The following is a 17,219-nucleotide window of genomic DNA, read 5'->3' as shown; positions in this document are numbered from 1 at the left end:
CACAAGCTATTCAAGTTAATGGCAAAACTGTCGAAAGGCAGTGACGCAAAACTATAGGGCCTTCCTTTCCAGATGGCAGCCAGCTACCAGATGAACGAGCTTTTTATTATGTCTTTTTTACATAGATCCATCACAAATTGCTTTACCTCTCTCGAAGAAAGCCCTGATCGCTATGATCAGGGCTTTTTTTCTATTGGGATAGTCATGTCAGCCTAGCATGCTGAATATACTAATTTCGAACTAGGAGGAGGGAAGGAAAAAACATAACCGCCGAAGCATTGCCATATTACGATGAATAGGAGAATCACTTGGAGCATGAGAACAAAAATAAATGTAATGATCATTGCCTTATTGCTCATTGTCCAAAGCTTTTTCAGCGTAACGCTGGCTTACGCAGATGCTCCAGCCCCAGAACTGCCGCAGAGTGCTGTATCCGATCCTAACCATACCGTTACGGATGCTGTATACGTTGTCCCAAACCTTGAACCTCCTAGGGAGATTCCTTCAAACACGGTTCCCTTCGTTCAAGGAGCAACCAGTTCAAAGTCTCAACATGATGCAGCTCCGCAGAGCATATTAACGAAGTTGAGCCTGACCGACGAAGCAGGGCGTGTCATTGATGCGGTATATAGTCCAGACAGCCAATTCGACATCGGATCAGCCATCCAACTAGGCTATGAATGGGAGCTTCCTGACAATACCTATAAGTCAGGGGACACCTTCACCTTTCATTTACCAGAACAGTTTGTCATCTACACTGATATCTCATCTCCACTAGTCACTACCGACGGAACCGTGGGATACTTCACAGTAGATCGTCAGGGCAAGGTGATCATGACCTTTAACCAATATGTAGAGAATCATTCCAATGTCAGCGGCAAACTGCAAATCAAAACCGAGTTTACGAAAGAGATGATGAAAGGCAGTACAGAGATCATCATTGCGATTCCGATCAAAGGCGGGGTACAAACGGTCATCGTGAATGTAAAACCCCAGTCAGGGCCAACCCTAAGCAAACAAGGGAAAATAGCTGGCACCAATCAGATTGACTGGACCATTGATGTGAACAAACAGCTAAACACCGTAAAGCATGCCCTCATCACCGATCCAATTCCTTCAGGGTTGGAACTCAGAAGAGACTCTATCCGGCTCTATCATCTACAAGTCAATATCGACGGCTCGACCGTTGTTCGAGACCTAGTGAATGCAAGTGAATATGCCATTGAAGCAGATCAAGCCAGGACAGGGTTTGTGATTCGTTTTCAAGACGATAGCATTAACACGGCCTATCAGATTCAATATTCCACGCGTATTATTGGCGATGAAACTCGTTTCTCCAACACAGCAACGCTTTCAGGAGATGCGATAGAGAACGTTGTTGCTACCGCTACTGTTCAGGTGGAACGTGGTGAATTTTTGTCCAAAAAGGTTGAAAAATATGATCATTCCACACAAACACTCTCGTGGGCCATAAGATATAACTTCAGCGAGACAAAAATTCCCGAAGCCAAAGCTCTTTTAATTGATCATTTCAATAAAACTCAAGAATTGCTGCCCGGTTCTTTGAAAGTATTTAAGGGAAACACACTGGAAGAGCTCCCATCGTGGGCGTATACTGTCATCCCAGTTGATTATCCGGACCGCAACGGCTTCAAACTTCAATTCAACTTCGACGTAGATTCAGCCTATACCATCCGATACCAGACTCAAGCCAGAGGCCGTGTCTATGATAATGGAAAAGTTACAAACATCATAACCTCAGATGGAACCCAGAAGATCGTATCGACGGAAATCATAAGCGGAGTTATGACTAAAATGTATGACACACCCAATTACAACACCAAAATCATACCTTGGGTGATTACCATCAATACAGACTTGTACATCATGAAAAATATTGTCATTCAGGATGTGTTTCCAAACGGGGGCTTGGCCTTGTTACCGGACACCCTGAAAATTCAAAGTGTTGACGGAACAACGGAGCTACGTGCACCCACGGATTATGAGCTGATTCCGCTATCACAGGACTATAAACAAGGATTTACGCTCATTTTTCATAAAGCCATTCAGAAGGCTTATACAATCAAGTATTCAACTACCTATAATAATGACTGGAAAACGGATACGACGAAGCCCGAGTTTCGTAATAAATCGCATATAGAATACCAGTTTGAAGACGGGGAAAGATCATCGCAAGAAGTGGAGTGCCCGATCTGGCCGGACTTTATGACACAACGAAACGGTGCCAAGCAAGGAAGCTATAATGCGACCTCCAAGCTCATTACCTGGGATATTAAAGCTAACTACAATCGCAAGATCCTGAATCACGCGGAAGTGAGAGACCCCTTGTTGCAAGGTCAGAAGTTACTGCCCGCCTCCGTAAAAGTATACGATATGACCTTGCTGGGATGGTGGGATGGCGTACAAAAAGGGGCTGAAATCCCAGCAGATCAATACACCATTATTCCTCCCTCCCAGCAAAATGGTAATGAAATGCGTATCCAGTTCAAAAATAAGATACAGACTCCCTACTGGATTACCTTTCAAACTTCATTGGAAGGAGAACTGATCGAAAAGGAAATCCATAATCAAGCCCTTCTACTAGATGGACAAAAAACTGTCTCCGAATGGGCAGCGCAAGTCACGGTACCTCATGGCGGAGAATATGTATCTAAAGTCGGTGCACAAAATGGAAATAAGATTGACTGGAGCATCCGCATCAATGAAGGACAGTCCCATGTATCCAACGCTAAAATTATAGATCAGCCTAGCAGCAATCAAATCTTAATTGAGGATTCCTTTCATTTGTACTCTACAATCATCGCTGCCAACGGAAATACCACCAAGGGCACCGAGTTGATTAGAAACCAAGATTACAAGCTGTATATCAAGACAGATGGTCAAGGCCTGCAAACTTTTGAACTTACTTTTGCTAAGGATATTTCCACTGCTTTTATACTTGAATACCAATCGTTCATTCATGCTGAAGACAAAGCCAAGGTGAGTAATAAGGTTGCCTTTGAGGGGGATCGCTTGACGACAGAACTGCGGGAAACCAGCCAGGAAATCATCGTACGAACGTCTTCCGGCTCCGGTTCTGGCGGGGGTGTGACCGAAAGTCTTGAGCTGACCAAGGTAGATCAGGATATGCCTGACAAGGTACTGCCTGGCGCACAGTTTGCGCTCTATGATAAAGGTCAAAAAAGAGCCCCTCTCATTCAGACCACCAATCAGGAAGGCAAAATCATCTTTTCTTCCTTGCTTCATGACGATTACATCTTGGAAGAATTGGCAGCACCGGAGGGCTATAAAATCACCGAGGGCAAGCTTGAGATCAAAATAGATGCAACACTGCGACAAAGCTCTGGCGTAAAGAGGGTTGTGATCACCAATCGTAAAGAAAAGAAAAACGACCCTGAACCACCTGTAGACCCGGGAACTCCAACAGACCCCACGAATCCCTCAGGACCAGGAACGCCTACTCATCCAAACCCCTCACCCCCGTCCGGAGGCTCAGGTAAAAAACATGACAAAGATCCGGAAATACCCGATATTCCGTCTATAATCGTCCCTCCGTCATTGCCAAAGTCTCCGGAGGACATAGTCCCTCCACAGGAGGAACCTGCGCCTATACCGCCGGAACTGCCAGCCGTCATGCCTCATCAAGATCCTCCTCCGGTGGATTCGAAAGACGATCCCGAACCTAAGATCCGTCTCAAGGTTCCGGAGAAAGAACCTGAAGAGCCGGAGGATACACCTGCGGTACATCAATTACCCCAAACAGGTGAAAGCAGCCCCGTTCCGTTCTATTTGACAGGCATAGCGATGGTTATATGGGGCGTATTTTTGAAATTCAGACGGACAAACAAAAAATAAAATTAATCACCTGCCCTGATCTCACGGCTCATTCCATTCCCGATTGGAATGAGTCAGGAATGGGGCATTTTTCAAAAAAGTATGTATAATCCGTACTTTGCTTAGGGGAGGCGAGATTGCTGCGTCTGCGTAAACTTTCCTACGTATTCATTGTGTTAGGCTTACTTTTTATTTTGTTTCCTAAAGCGACGGAATGGAATGAGGATCGGGAACAAAGCAAGCTATTAAAAGCAGCCGAGCTACCAACAGGAAAAAGCGATGCGCTATGGACCGCCAGTCTTACGGACAGCTATGCTCGCTTGTCTACTCGTCTTACGGAAGTTCCGGTTAGTGAAGCGCGACAAAATACTTCCCCATCTCCTGCTCCCATGGCAAGCGCTAATGAACAAACTCCCATAGCCACTATTAGTATAAGTCGTATTGCTTTAAAGCTCCCTGTGTTGGAAGGCGCAACGAGGATAAATATGAGACACGCGGCTGTACATATGCCGGAAACGGGGACGCTGGGACAAGCGGGGAATGCCGCCATTGCTGCTCATCGGGCCCGTACCTCTGGACGTTTATTTAATCGTCTAAATGAATTGAAGATTGGGGATAAGATTGTTGTCAACACTCGGGGTAACCAATATGTATATAGCGTTTATAGCCTGAAGGTGGTTGATCCTACGGACGTGTCTGTTCTAAAAAGCTTCAAAAAACAAAAGCTGCTCACGCTGATTACATGTGACCCTCTCGTCAACCCCACCCATCGTCTCATTGTTCAGGCCAAACTAAGCACCTAAAGCCATTTTAAAGTACCTATTTCTATGAGTAAAAATAAATCAGGCGGGCCATTCCTGTTCATTACAGAAATACACCCGCCAATGCTCACATCATGATTCAGTTGGATTCTTGGCAATCAGCTTGAAATCATCAAAGTGGAATCCTGGTGCAACCACACAGGTTACCAGCACGGGCTCATCCCCAAGCGGACGTGCCGTTTGCCATACTGCTCCTGGGACGAGTGCTTGTGGATGCTGTCCTGCCTCCACATCCGCACCGACGATAATCACAGTTTCTTCACCAGGCTCTTCTCCGCTTCCACCCAATTTCAACTCTACAGGGCTTCCGCTATGATATAACCACAGCTCATCAGAATGGACCACATGCCACTCGGAGAACTCGCCCGGATGCAGCAAGAAATACGTAGACGAAGCTGCAAAGCGCGGACCGGAATACACATCCGGCAGTACAGGCTTCGGAATTTGGAAATGGGCCTTCCACATCTCTTTGTACCAGCCGCCTTCTGGATGGGGCTCCATGCCCAATGCCGTTACTAGCGGTGAAATAGCTTTCGTCATTGTCTAACCTTCCTTTACCCTAAATTCCTTCTTCCCTACTGTAAAACATAGCGTTGCTTTTGTCACGTTTGTCCCTTGGCATGTCGAACGCTATTATTCCATGTCAAATTAAATAACATTAAATTGTGAATATTCATTTAATTTTATCATATAAATAGCAGTTAACAAGCAAAAGGACATACCTAAATATACTGCGCGTAAAGTTTAATGACATAAAATCTTGTTTTTTATTGTAAGCTTATAGTATCATGAGAGAAATTTTGAAATTCTAATAGAGCTTGATCATGTCAATCCGTCTACTAAGCTATGTATTCAAGCCTAAAGGGGTGAGCTCTCTGATCCAGTTTCGCAATGTCAACAAGCATTACGGTCATTTCCATGTACTCAAAGACATCAATCTTCAAATTAAGGAGGGCGAGGTCGTCGTAATCATCGGTCCCTCCGGCTCGGGTAAAAGCACCCTGCTTCGCTGCATCAATCGTCTGGAAACGATATCGGATGGGGAACTGATCGTTAACGAGATCCCTGTACATGACAAAAAGATTGATATTAATGCCTTCCGCCGCAACATCGGGATGGTGTTCCAACATTTCAATCTGTATCCACACAAAAAGGTGATTGAAAACATTGTACTGGCACCTATGAAGGTACTGGGCATCTCGAAAGAAGAAGCTACTCAAACAGCCATCACCTATCTAAAGCGCGTCGGAATCGAAGAAAAGGCACAGAGCTACCCCGCCCAATTGTCCGGTGGACAGCAGCAGCGGGTCGCGATCGCCCGTGGGCTCGCGATGAATCCAAAAATTATGTTGTTTGACGAGCCTACTTCAGCTCTTGATCCCGAAACGATCGGAGAAGTGCTGGATGTTATGCGCTCGCTCGCCCATCAGGGCATCACAATGGTCATTGTCACTCATGAAATGGGCTTTGCACGTGAAGTGGCGGACCGCGTGATTTTTATGGATAAAGGACAGATTTTGGAAGACAGCCAACCTGCCGAATTTTTTCAGAATCCGGGTGAGGAACGGGCTCGCCTGTTCCTGAGCCGTCTGATTCATCATTAAACAGACTACCAATGTAGCGTAAATCGAAAGGGGAATGTTCTGATGAGAAAAAGATTTCAATGGAGTACTTTGGTGCTGGTAGCTTTATCTTGTCTGCTCGTCTTGGCAGGCTGTGGAGGCAAAGAAGGAGCGGCAACGTCGGGGAATGAGCCAGCGGCAGCCAACGGGCTGGAAGCGATCAAACAGCGTGGCAAACTGGTCGTTGGTGTGAAATACGATACCAAGCTGTTCGGACTGAAAGACCCGGCTAGCGGAAAAGTAGAAGGCTTTGATATCGACATCGCTAAGGCTGTAGCCAAACATATTTTTGGCGATGAAACCAAACTTGAACTAAAAGAGGTCACGTCCAAAACACGAATCACCTTATTGCAAAACGGGGACATTGACGCCATTATCGCGACGATGACCATTTCGGATGAACGTAAAAAGCAGGTTGATTTCAGCGACGTTTATTTTAACGCCGGGCAATCTCTGCTCGTGAAAAAGGGGAGCCCCATCACCGGGCTGGAGTCTCTGACCCCAAAAACCAAGGTGCTCGCCGTGAAAGGCTCTACCTCCGCCAAAAATATCCGCGAAAAAGCACCTGAAGCAACGATATTGGAATTCGAAAACTATCAGGATGCTTTCAACGCCCTCAAAGCAGGTAAAGGAGAAGCGTTGACTACGGATAACTCTATTCTGCTCGGCATGCAGCAGCAAGACCCGAATTATACTCTTGTAGGCGGGAACTTCACAGAGGAACCTTACGGCATTGCAGTGAAGAAGGGACAACCCGAACTGCTGCAAGCCATTAATGATACGCTCAAGGAACTGAAAAGCAACGGTGAATACGATAAGCTCCACGAGCAATGGCTTGGGGTTAAACCCGAATAGTATTCTTGTGAAGGAGCCGCGATTGCGAGCTCCTTCCTTTCTTAGGTCTGGATAAGGAGGTACATTCACAGATGCTTACTTTTGATATCAACGTACTTTTTGATCATAGCGACCGTTTCAGAGAAGGCTTGCTTCATACCGTTCAAGCTAGTGTCATTGCCTTGGTTGGAAGCTTTATTCTGGGGGCTATTATTGCCATCCTCCGAATTGCGCCTTTTAAATGGCTGAACTGGATCGGTACCGTCTATGTAGAGGTCATCCGCAATATTCCATTGCTGATCGTCGTACTGTTTTTTTATCTCGGGCTTCCCACTTTGGGCATCCCTTTGGACGGATTCGTATCTGGAACGCTTGGATTGACCGTATACACGGCCTCCTTTATTGCTGAAGCCATACGTGCCGGCATTCAATCTGTGCCCAAGGGGCAATTTGAAGCGGCAAGGTCTTCCGGGTTGAGTTACAACCAGACGATGATCAGCATTATTTTACCGCAAGCCATCAAAATTGTACTGCCTGCGATCGGCAACCAATTCATTAATCTGGTCAAAAACTCTTCCGTGCTGGCTATTGTGGCCGGACTGGACCTAATGTATTACTCGGACCTCATTAACTCGGATACCTTCCTGCCCATCACAGTCTACGCCATCACGGCGCTGTTGTATCTTATCTTGACGGTTCCGCTTAGCTTTCTTGTACTATATATGGAACGGCGTCTGTCCAAAACATCCTAAGGAGGGAAGCCCGTATGGATTTCGGTGGATTATTTGTGTGGCCTAATGTGCGTTTTATACTGGAGGGCTTCCTGCTCACGCTGGAGGTTGCTATTTACTCTATCGTGTTCAGCTTCGTTCTCGGTATCTTATTCGGCATCCTGCGCTATACTCGCTTACCTGTCATTTCACAGGTTGCAGCCTTTATCATTGATCTCATTCGCAATCTTCCATTATTGCTCATTATTTTCTTCATCGGTATGGTTTTACCATCCATCGGATTGTCGATTTCCCTCAAGTGGGCAGCCATTACAGGCCTGTCGATCTTCGAGGGAGCCATGATCGCCGAGATTGTGCGCAGCGGTCTAAATTCGGTCCATAAAGGACAGGTGGAAGCCGCACGTTCCTCCGGTCTAAGCTACTCTCAAACCTTATGGCATATCATTCTGCCCCAAGCGCTTCGTCGCATGGTGCCCCCGATTGTCAGCCAGTTCATTTCCCTATTCAAGGATACCTCACTGGCTGTCATTATCAGTTTGCCGGAGCTGACGCATAACATTCAGATTGTCGGTGGGCAAAATCAATCCTTTGTCATTCCAGCCCTGCTGTTCGCAGCTTTCCTGTACTTTGCTGTCAATTACAGTATGTCACTGATTGCACGCAGGCTGGAAGTTCGTACACATTAAAGCTCCTGATACTCATCAGGGTTGCCACTAGTTGGAACCCACTGTTAGTACAGCTTGTATCTTTTCAATCAATCGCTTCAACGCTTCTCCCTGATAACGGCCAGACCGATAAATCAACTCTAGCTGACCCTGGAGCACGCCGCACAAAATAGGTACAGTGCAAAATTGTGAGCGATCCAATTCTGCCGCAAGGGACTCCGTCTGCAGGGTTACGGCAAGTCCCTCCTGCACCCAGTGCAGGATTGAAGGTATGGAATTTGTCTCCAAGACGGTTGCAAAGGGATACCCGCGATCCCGGAAGCACTTCTCAATCAGCTTCCTGCCGGGATGACACTCTGGCTGCATCGCCCAGGATACATGCCTCAATTCGTCCAGCGTAATGGAAGAACGGTTGGAAAACACATGCTCTACCGGAACAACAAGACAGTAGTTCTCCGTACGAAGAGGAAGCTGGACAAGCCTTTCATCCGTACCCGAATGCAACGTAATGCCAACATCCATTCGGTTATCCAGCAGCTGTTCTGTTACATCAAATGATGGATGGATGTGCAGGCTGACTCTAGGAAATGACTGATGAAAATGGATAAGCATTTCATGCAATGACTCCTCCAGCTCCGGTAATGCAATACCAATCCGCAAACTCCCGCGTTGCTCGGTGCGCAACTCCTCAATGGAAGCCTTTGCTTGCTGTAAATCCTTGAGCGCATGTGCACTGTGTTGCAGCAACAATTTCCCGGCATCTGTCATTTTAATTTTCTTGCCTGCACGGTCAAAAAGCGTCATGCCCAATTCCTCCTCCAGCGCCTTAATTTGCAAGCTAAGCGTGGGTTGGGAGATTCCGATCTTTTCCGAAGCTTTCGTAAAATGTAGTTCCTCGCATACGGCAATGAAGTATTGAAGCTGACGTATTTCCGTCTTCCTTCTCTCCCTTCGAGAATCCCCAGAATGATTGCATGAAAAGGTCAAAAGAAGCGCAAAATCGGATCCATCCGGTTCGCGCTTCTTCTTCAGGTTATTGCGCTTTTTTGAGATTATTGGGCTACTTCTGCTTTTTCCGCAGTCAGCGTAATATTCGCAAACGTGTCTGCATCGTACTCCTTGCCGCGGGTAATATCGTAATTGGCTACCCGATTATTCACTGCCTCTAACGAGTAACGGAATAACGTCGGTACGATGGGTGCCTCCTCGCTCATATACGCCTGCCACTGATTGTATATATCTTTACGATAATTGTCGTCAAAGGCTTTCACAGACACCCCTTCCTGCAACAGCTTATCATTCTCTTCACTGGTAAAGCGCGAGTAGTTAAAGCTGGCTCCGCGTCCATACAGCCCACTAGGGTTTACATCTGTACCTGTACTCCATGCGCCGCCAAAAATATCAATGCCGGGGTCATCCTTTTGCACACGGTCATAGAAAGAATTGAACTCAAGCAGACGACCGTCCACCAGCTCGACATGAAGTCCGACATCCTTCCAATTTTGCAAATAAAACTTCGCCAGCGATTCGGCTGTCGCATCCCCGCTCATTGCTGCATAATGGAGTACCAGTTCCTTGCCCTTAGGGTCCTCACGGTATCCATCTCCATTGGTATCCACATATCCTGCCTCGTCCAGCAGCTTTTTCGCCTTGTCTGGATCATACGCAATGCCCTTCGCATTCACATCATGGTATCCCTTGAAGGCGGGCGGGATCAGGGATGTCGCAGGAGTCCGAAGCCCATGATAGAGCTGCTTTCCAACCTGCTCATTATTCAGCGCATAGCCAAGGGCCTGACGCAATGACTTGTTCGCCAGCTTGGCGTTCGGGTCCATGATATTTAGACTCTTGGACTGATCGAAATTGCCCAGCTTAAAGCCTACATAGCTATAAGACAATTCCTCCTGACCGAGAAACTGTACATTTTTCGGATTACTGGCCCCATTGTAACGGGTGGTTGGATAGCTGGCCCAGTCGATTTCTCCGCTTTTCAACGCCTCAGTAATGACATTCGGATTCACCACCTTCAGATGAAGGCCATCCAACTTGGGCGCACCGTGGAAATAATCTTCATTTTTGACGAATTCCACAGATTCACCTGTGACCATAGATTTAATTTTGAACGGCCCATAGCCAATCGGATTTTTACGGACAGGATCAGATCCGGCCATATCTTTCACGGGAATATTCTGAAATACCTTTTTCTCCAGTGGTGTAGACCAAAGCCCCGATTTCACCGAAGGATTAGGTTCCTTGAAATGAATGGTAACCTCTTTCTCATTCAGCACCTTGATGCCAGAAATGGTTTTGGCCTTACCCGCGTGATAATCCTCCATGCCCACAATGTTGGTCATAAAGCTATCATAACGCGGACCTTCGTAGTCTTTATGACCAATCACTTCATAGGAAAAAGCATAGTCCTCTGCCGTTACGGGATTACCATCCGTCCAGTTCAGCTTGGGATCAATTTTGACAGTCACAGCCTTATTGTCTGGGGAAAAGGAAATCGTCGCCGCCCCTTTATCGTCAATATTTAAATTGGAGTCAATCGAAAACATAGAAGGGTAGAAAAACTGGAAGACTTCAAAATCAGGATTGCCTTCATAAAATACAGGATTCAGAATACCTTCAAAAGGGGTATCAGACACGAGTGCATAATTGATGATGCCACCCTTAATCGGCGCCTTATCGTTCTTGACCGCCTTCGCTAGCGCTGTCGCATTCACCTGCTTGCTATCGGACCCTGAGCCGCCTGTACCGTCAGACGATTTCCCTCCATTTGAAGCGGAAGGCGAACCGCTGCATGCGGCCAGAGAAAGTACCAAAATTGCAGATAGAACAGGCAGAATTCCTTTTTTCCAGCGTTTAACCATTGTAAATCCCTCCTTGTCATTGTCCTTATCCTTGAACTTCAGTTAACCCAATCGTTGTCTGGCATCCGTGGCGCGTTTGAGCGCCTGGCCAATAAAGTTAATCGCCAGCATTAGCACCAAAATAAGCAGTGAGGCTGGCAACCACATCCACCAGCTATTCTGCAAAACATCCGGGTCATTGGCATAACTCACCAGTGTACCCAAGCTTGGAGTAGATTCCGGTAAGCCAAAGCCGAGATAAGAAAGCCCGGTCTCAATCCCGATATTCCCCGCGAGGCTGAGGGTCAGGTTGACGATCACGACCGAGCTAAGATTGGGCAGCACGCCAAACCAGATGATTTTCCAATTAGGTGTGCCAAGAGTTTTGGAAGCCTGCACATAATCCAGTTCGCGCTCCGACAACACCTTGGCCCGGATCAGACGTGCTTTTCCAATCCATAAAAAGGCGGTCATAATGAAAATAAAGGACCCTATGCCGCTTTTGGGTACAATGCTGACAAATACGATAACCAGCATCAAAAACGGAAGCACCAGAATAAAATCAATGATTCGCATGATGATGTTATCGACCAGTCCCCCATAAAAACCAGCCAGCAAACCTAACGTTAAGCCAATAGCGGCGGATAACAATGTAATCGTAAAGCCGATGGTGAAGGAATTGCGGGCTCCAATGACCAGCTGGCCGAAAATATCCCTGCCCGCTCGATCTGTCCCCAGCCAATGCACTGAGCCTGGAGCTTCACGGATCGCGCCCAAATCGACCGTCGTGACTACATCCTGATTTACAAACAGGACAGAGGCATATATAAAGATCAAGAACAGAATTACAAAGCCAATGGAAACCAAGGACATTTTGTCACGCACCAGCTCACGACGTAGTACAGACCAACTGGATGGTGATTTACGAATGATTTCCGGCGTGAAGACCTCCTCCACCTGTATAGACACCATAATCCCTCCCTTTCTCTAGACTTGTTCGCTATACAATTCGAATGCGGGGATCGACTTTGCTTAGGATGACATCAGATAAAAGAGTTCCTAATAGCGCCAAGAAGCCAGAGATCATGACCAGCGCGTTCACGACTGAAAAATCCCGTTGAGTGATGGACTGGAGAAATAATTGGCCCAACCCCGGATAACAGAAAATAGATTCAAGAAAAATATTGCCTGCAATTACTCCCGTCAGGTCATAGCCCAAAAAGGCAGCAATCGGCAATAGAGAGTTTTTGAAAATATGGCGGGAATAAATTTTACCTTCGGGTACCCCTTTGGAACGCGCTGTTTTCACAAAATCCTTCAGTCTTGTGTCAATGACCTCATTGCGCAAATACTGAATCGTAGCCGTTGTACTGAGCAATGCGCCTGTAACCGCAGGTAAAATGAGATGATACGACTTGTTCACGTAATATGACCATGTCCCCGGCTCCACGCCTACATCCACACTGCCGCTGGTTGGAAACCAGCCGAGCCTGAATCCGAATACGTACAGCAGCAACAACGCGAGTATAAATAGAGGTGTCGCAAAGCTGAGATAGGTATAGCCCACTACGGTTTTGTCCAGCAGACTATGCTGATAACGACCGCTGAGTACGCCGAGCGGAATGGCGATCAGATACGTCAGAACCAGAATTACTACGCCCAGAAAGAACGTGTTCCCCAGACGGCTGCCAATCAGATCGGTAACGCTAATTTTATGTACATAAGATTTGCCCAGATCCCCGTGAGCAAGCTGGACGAGCCAGTTCCCATACTGCACCCACACCGGATCATTCAGTCCCAGTTTTTGTCGCTGTTCTTCCAGTGCGGCCGGATTCAGATTGGGTGTCGAAGTAATAAGTCCTGTCAGGGCATCCCCCGGCATAGCCTTAGCTAGGAAAAATATAAGCACGCTCAGTGCAAAAAGTTGAGGGATCATAACCAGCAGCCGACGCAGTGTAAATTTCCACATTTCTGTACCCCCCTTATGGTAGCGCGACTTGATGGGATGGACTTACTGATTTTAGCGCAAACGGCTTTCCACTCGCGTCTAGATGTTTGGGTAGCTCTGTTTTGTAGGAGGATAAAAGCATTCGTCTTTTTTGGGCATTTTCCAGTCGTTTTGTAGGATCAATATTGGGAATGGTTGCAATGAGGCGCTGGGTATACAGATGCTGTGGACGCTCATAAATGTCTTGCTCGCTCCCCTGCTCCACTAAACGACCCCGATACATAATACCGATTTGGTCGCACATATGGCGGATAATACCCAAGTCATGACTGATGAAAAGATACGTTAAATTAAACTCCCGCTGCACATCCTTCATAAAATTAAGCACCTGTGCCTGCACGGAAACGTCCAGCGCCGACACCGGCTCATCAGCAATGATCATCTTAGGGTTTAATGTAAGCGCACGCGCGATCCCGATCCGCTGCCGCTGCCCCCCGGAAAATTCATGCGGATATTTGTAGGCTGCATCGGCATTCAAGCCGACCTTTTCCAGCAACGTCTGTACTTTCCTTCGTTCTTCCTCACTGCTCAGCCTTTCAAAATTTCGCAGCGGTTCAGCAATGACATCCAATACGCGCTTACGCGGGTTGAGCGAAGAGTATGGGTCCTGAAAAATCATCTGAATATCTCTACGCAGTGGATGGCGATTGTTACGGCTCAGAGCTGCAAGGTCCTTTCCTTTAAACAGAAGCCGTCCGCTCGTCAGCTTATTTAGACCGATGATCGTCCTGCCTGTCGTCGTTTTTCCACAGCCGGATTCTCCCACCAGCCCGTATGTCTGGCCTGCCTCAATGCTGATCGACACGCCATCCACTGCTTTCACCTGATCGATAACACGCTGGAAGAAACCACCGCGCACCGGATAGTGAACCCTCAGATCATTTAACTCCAGTAGTGCCATGAGCAGCCTCCCCCTTTGCCTCGTCTTCAAAATGAAAATGCTGATAACATGTACAACGGACCCAATGTCCAGGGGAAATTTCATTTAGTTGGGGATGGTCTTCATGCACTCTCTCCTGAATCCAAGGAATACGCGGAGCAAAGCGGCAGCTATTGCGGGGGATATCTTGTAATGAGGGAACAATGCCGCCGATGACATGCAGTGATTCCCCCTTGGTATGCGATCCCGGCATAGAAGCAAGCAAAGAACGCGTATACGGATGCTGTGGATGCCTGAATAATTCAAAAACATCAGCGCTCTCCACGATTTCTCCGGCATACATGACCACCACGCGGTCGGCTACTTCTGCCACAACACCAAGATCGTGCGTAATCAGGATAATTCCGCTCTCAGACTCCTGTTGAAGCTGTTTGAGCAAGTCGAGAATTTGCGATTGGATCGTTACATCGAGCGCAGTCGTCGGCTCATCTGCAATAATAAGAGAAGGTCGGCAAGCTATGGCAATCGCGATCATCACACGCTGCCGCATCCCTCCTGACAGTTCATGCGGATACTGATCATACACACGCACAGGATTCGGTATATCTACACTTTCCAGCAGCTCCAGCACACGTTCCCTTTTTTGCTTCGTAGATAGTGACGTATGATAATCAAGATTTTCCTCAATCTGCTTGCCAATGCTCATCAACGGGTTGAGTGCTGTCAGCGGGTCCTGAAAAATCATGCCAATGCCCGCTCCGCGGATTTTATTCATTTGCCCTGAAGAAAGACGGTTCAGGTCCGTGCCTTTAAAAAGGACCTCTCCCTCTACACGTGTGCGTTCCATGTCATGCAGTTGCGGGATAGAAAGCGCCAGCGCGCTTTTGCCACAGCCAGATTCTCCGACTACAGCCAGCACTTCATTGGGGTTGACCGTCAGATCCAGATGGTCGACTGCGGGGTGATATTGATCCTTGATGCGAAAAGAGACGGATAATCCTTTAATTTCCAACACGGGTTCGGTATTCAATGCGCGCTTCCTCCATTCTCCATGGTCTTGTCCCGCTTATTCTCACCATGTTTGATGTTTAAAACCTCTCATGAACATTACATACCGTTTTTGTCGGAATAATTTGAATACATCCTATCACCAGTATATGGATATATCAATTAAGATTATGCTATCAACATCATTTAAAAAATCAATGATCCAGCAGTAGCGCGGCCTTTTTGGCACAAAATGTAATGAAATAACCAACCACAGGTTAATTTTCATCACAAAAAAAGTCGCCTGATCCCTCTACAGGGATCAAACGACTAACTAATACCAGCTCACATTGAGCTTCTGGCGATAATTATGAAGCCGCTCCATAGGAGCCAGACTTGAACGTTCTAGGATCATACCATTTGTAGCCTGCTGCCGGAGCAGACCAAGGCTCAGGCTGCGGTTCCGTGGAAGCCGCAGGCTCCTCGAATGGCAGAAGCTTCGTTGGTTGATCCAGAGTCAAACCTGCCACATCGGACAATTTCGTGTAGTCCTGCTTCCATGCAAGCCATTGGACCGTTTGTACCAGGAAGGTGGAATCATCCACTTCCTTGAAACCATCATATGTCTTCTTCGACTGTCCGTTTTCCTCACGCACATATTTCGGTGTAGCATCTTCTACAGGGGAAGAATCACCGATGAACGCTGCCTTGCCTTGACCTACCTTGGAGATAGCGGCATAAGGCCCTTCTGCACGGCCCCCGCCGTTATAAACTCCCTGATCTACAGCATTCCCCCATTTTTTCGTGCCTGAAGGGATATAAGCAATGCCTTTAGCCTTGGTAGGATCAATAATAGCCAGCGTAGATCCTGCATGCATTGCAATCGAGCGCACACCCTTGGTAATGCCGAAAGATTGATCTGCGGCTACAATGTCAGTAGCATTCACGTCACCAAGCGCATTATAACGGAAACGAACACCAAAGTTGGTCGCCAGCCAATCGGAGCTTGTTAATCCTTGCATCGCCGGTGATGCAGCTTCTTCTGCAGTCATGCCTTTGGCCGGATTAGTATAGGCTCCACGACGGTAGCCATTCATAACTTCGGAGGAATCCCAACGGTTTTTGTTACGGTCCGCATTATAATGATCGGAGATGAAGAAGACGCTCCCCCCGTTATTCACGTATTGCAGCAGAGCAGCCTGCTCGGATGCCTTAAAGGCAACATTCGCTTCACCAATAATGAACACATCATATTGGCGCAGCTTGTCATATGTTATGGCCTGCTCTCCATAAGTAAAAGGAATGGGACGATTCAATTGGTCTACCGTAAAGCCTACATTACGCAGTCCATTGGCAAAGTCGGAGAAGGCGCCTTCAATGACCCAATCTGCTGCGCCAGCGGTCTGTGCGTGCGTATTATCGAACAGCACCTTTTTGCCTTTTCCATCCGGCAATGTAGTACCGGGTTGACCCGGGTTGCCAGGTTCACCTGGTTCCCCCGGCTCGCTTCCGCTCACCAGTTCAACAGCGCTTGGGCTTTTCACTCCACCAAAATTATTGTAGGCGCCGAGTGTACCCGTCACACGAATTTTGCTGCCGATCAGCTCAGGATGGCCTGACAGCCCAAATTGCCCTCTGTACGCTGAAGTCAGCTGTACATCCAATAGATTAGACGTATTACGTTCATTTGCCTGATCGGCAATCAGTACGTTAAAATCATTCGCGAACGGAGAAGAAAAGTTAGCCGTTTTCGATCCGGTAGCATGTCCGACGATGTAGCCTTCCACCGTCACCGTACCTCCACTACTTTGGCCCTGAAGTGCTTCGGCTACTGTCAATGCTCCCTCTGCCTTGACCTGACCGAATGGAACGAAGATCCCAATCAGCAGTGATACGATTGCTGCTAGATGCAGCATCCCTTTTAAGCGTGAACCTGTGAACCGCAAGCCTTTTACCATACGTCA

The 17,219-nt window shown here is 47.3% G+C and carries 14 protein-coding genes, 1 pseudogene and 1 riboswitch; of the genes and pseudogenes, 6 read left to right on the top strand and 9 right to left on the bottom strand.

Translation table 11 applies throughout. The features are described 5' to 3' along the window. The first annotated feature begins 10 nt into the window (after nucleotides 1–10). Nucleotides 11–91: riboswitch (cyclic di-GMP riboswitch) on the top strand. A gap of 224 nt (nucleotides 92–315) precedes the next feature. Both NLX73_RS17805 and NLX73_RS17800 read left to right on the top strand, forming a co-directional pair. Next, complete coding sequence (locus NLX73_RS17805; protein ID WP_254326857.1) at nucleotides 316–3,876, top strand: collagen binding domain-containing protein; 3,561 nt, start codon at nucleotides 316–318, stop codon at nucleotides 3,874–3,876. A 116-nt stretch (nucleotides 3,877–3,992) separates the two neighbouring features. Continuing rightward, on the top strand, nucleotides 3,993–4,658 hold the full coding sequence (locus NLX73_RS17800; RefSeq protein ID WP_254326856.1) for a class D sortase: 666 nt from the start codon (nucleotides 3,993–3,995) through the stop codon (nucleotides 4,656–4,658). 90 nt (nucleotides 4,659–4,748) lie between these two features. Here NLX73_RS17800 and NLX73_RS17795 read toward each other — a convergent pair whose 3' ends face one another. Beyond that, on the bottom strand, nucleotides 4,749–5,216 hold the full coding sequence (locus NLX73_RS17795) for a cupin domain-containing protein (protein ID WP_013308442.1): 468 nt from the start codon (nucleotides 5,214–5,216) through the stop codon (nucleotides 4,749–4,751). A 284-nt stretch (nucleotides 5,217–5,500) separates the two neighbouring features. Here NLX73_RS17795 and NLX73_RS17790 point away from each other — a divergent pair, with 284 nt between their 5' ends. The 4 genes from NLX73_RS17790 (at nucleotide 5,501) to NLX73_RS17775 (ending at nucleotide 8,549) form a co-directional block, all read left to right on the top strand. Continuing rightward, nucleotides 5,501–6,280 carry an amino acid ABC transporter ATP-binding protein gene (locus NLX73_RS17790; RefSeq protein ID WP_302055475.1) on the top strand — a complete coding sequence of 260 codons (780 nt, stop codon included), beginning with the start codon at nucleotides 5,501–5,503 and terminating at the stop codon, nucleotides 6,278–6,280. A gap of 42 nt (nucleotides 6,281–6,322) precedes the next feature. Next, entirely contained in the window at nucleotides 6,323–7,153 is an 831-nt protein-coding gene (locus NLX73_RS17785; protein ID WP_165178776.1) for a transporter substrate-binding domain-containing protein, read from the top strand. Nucleotides 7,154–7,224: 71 nt separating this feature from the next. After that, nucleotides 7,225–7,884: an amino acid ABC transporter permease gene (locus NLX73_RS17780; protein WP_165178775.1), complete on the top strand. Its 660-nt coding sequence runs from the start codon at nucleotides 7,225–7,227 to the stop codon at nucleotides 7,882–7,884. A gap of 14 nt (nucleotides 7,885–7,898) precedes the next feature. After that, nucleotides 7,899–8,549 (top strand): amino acid ABC transporter permease, encoded by a 651-nt coding sequence (locus NLX73_RS17775; RefSeq protein ID WP_039270255.1) that lies wholly within the window; start codon nucleotides 7,899–7,901, stop codon nucleotides 8,547–8,549. Between the two features lie 27 nt (nucleotides 8,550–8,576). On the opposite strand, the gene NLX73_RS17770 is transcribed toward NLX73_RS17775, so the two are convergent. The 8 genes and pseudogenes from NLX73_RS17770 to NLX73_RS17735 form a co-directional block, all read right to left on the bottom strand. Next, entirely contained in the window at nucleotides 8,577–9,332 is a 756-nt protein-coding gene (locus NLX73_RS17770) for a LysR substrate-binding domain-containing protein (protein WP_254327001.1), read from the bottom strand. A 6-nt stretch (nucleotides 9,333–9,338) separates the two neighbouring features. Beyond that, nucleotides 9,339–9,515, bottom strand: a pseudogene (locus NLX73_RS17765) (LysR family transcriptional regulator); the annotation flags it as partial. A gap of 65 nt (nucleotides 9,516–9,580) precedes the next feature. Further along, nucleotides 9,581–11,401: an oligopeptide ABC transporter substrate-binding protein gene (gene opp4A / locus NLX73_RS17760; protein WP_254326855.1), complete on the bottom strand. Its 1,821-nt coding sequence runs from the start codon at nucleotides 11,399–11,401 to the stop codon at nucleotides 9,581–9,583. 42 nt (nucleotides 11,402–11,443) lie between these two features. Beyond that, complete coding sequence (locus tag NLX73_RS17755; RefSeq protein ID WP_013308435.1) at nucleotides 11,444–12,352, bottom strand: ABC transporter permease; 909 nt, start codon at nucleotides 12,350–12,352, stop codon at nucleotides 11,444–11,446. A gap of 28 nt (nucleotides 12,353–12,380) precedes the next feature. Further along, entirely contained in the window at nucleotides 12,381–13,349 is a 969-nt protein-coding gene (gene opp4B, locus NLX73_RS17750; RefSeq protein ID WP_254326854.1) for an oligopeptide ABC transporter permease, read from the bottom strand. A gap of 13 nt (nucleotides 13,350–13,362) precedes the next feature. Next, nucleotides 13,363–14,289, bottom strand: coding sequence for an ABC transporter ATP-binding protein (locus NLX73_RS17745; RefSeq protein WP_254326853.1), 927 nt, complete (start codon nucleotides 14,287–14,289; stop codon nucleotides 13,363–13,365). Continuing rightward, nucleotides 14,267–15,298, bottom strand: coding sequence for an ABC transporter ATP-binding protein (locus NLX73_RS17740; RefSeq protein ID WP_254326852.1), 1,032 nt, complete (start codon nucleotides 15,296–15,298; stop codon nucleotides 14,267–14,269). Before NLX73_RS17740 ends, NLX73_RS17745 begins: the two co-directional genes overlap by 23 nt. Before the next feature lie 325 nt (nucleotides 15,299–15,623). Next, nucleotides 15,624–17,213: a DUF6359 domain-containing protein gene (locus NLX73_RS17735; protein WP_254326851.1), complete on the bottom strand. Its 1,590-nt coding sequence runs from the start codon at nucleotides 17,211–17,213 to the stop codon at nucleotides 15,624–15,626. Nucleotides 17,214–17,219: the final 6 nt, after the last annotated feature.

The organism is Paenibacillus sp. CH40 (assembly GCF_024213605.1).
GTDB classification, from domain to species: domain Bacteria; phylum Bacillota; class Bacilli; order Paenibacillales; family Paenibacillaceae; genus Paenibacillus; species Paenibacillus polymyxa_B.
Note: the sequence above shows the minus strand (reverse complement) of the source record. Positions and strands in the feature narration are given on the sequence as shown.

Excerpts from the sequence above, each read along its gene's own strand:
- NLX73_RS17805 (WP_254326857.1), top strand. The coding sequence starts at position 316 with ATGAGAACAAAAATAAATGTAATGATCATTGCCTTATTGCTCATTGTC.
- NLX73_RS17795 (WP_013308442.1), bottom strand. The coding sequence starts at position 5,216 with ATGACGAAAGCTATTTCACCGCTAGTAACGGCATTGGGCATGGAGCCC.
- NLX73_RS17790 (WP_302055475.1), top strand. The coding sequence starts at position 5,501 with ATGTCAATCCGTCTACTAAGCTATGTATTCAAGCCTAAAGGGGTGAGC.
- NLX73_RS17785 (WP_165178776.1), top strand. The coding sequence starts at position 6,323 with ATGAGAAAAAGATTTCAATGGAGTACTTTGGTGCTGGTAGCTTTATCT.
- NLX73_RS17780 (WP_165178775.1), top strand. The coding sequence starts at position 7,225 with ATGCTTACTTTTGATATCAACGTACTTTTTGATCATAGCGACCGTTTC.
- NLX73_RS17775 (WP_039270255.1), top strand. The coding sequence starts at position 7,899 with ATGGATTTCGGTGGATTATTTGTGTGGCCTAATGTGCGTTTTATACTG.
- NLX73_RS17770 (WP_254327001.1), bottom strand. The coding sequence starts at position 9,332 with ATGACGCTTTTTGACCGTGCAGGCAAGAAAATTAAAATGACAGATGCC.
- opp4A (WP_254326855.1), bottom strand. The coding sequence starts at position 11,401 with ATGGTTAAACGCTGGAAAAAAGGAATTCTGCCTGTTCTATCTGCAATT.
- NLX73_RS17755 (WP_013308435.1), bottom strand. The coding sequence starts at position 12,352 with ATGGTGTCTATACAGGTGGAGGAGGTCTTCACGCCGGAAATCATTCGT.
- opp4B (WP_254326854.1), bottom strand. The coding sequence starts at position 13,349 with ATGTGGAAATTTACACTGCGTCGGCTGCTGGTTATGATCCCTCAACTT.
- NLX73_RS17745 (WP_254326853.1), bottom strand. The coding sequence starts at position 14,289 with ATGGCACTACTGGAGTTAAATGATCTGAGGGTTCACTATCCGGTGCGC.
- NLX73_RS17735 (WP_254326851.1), bottom strand. The coding sequence starts at position 17,213 with ATGGTAAAAGGCTTGCGGTTCACAGGTTCACGCTTAAAAGGGATGCTG.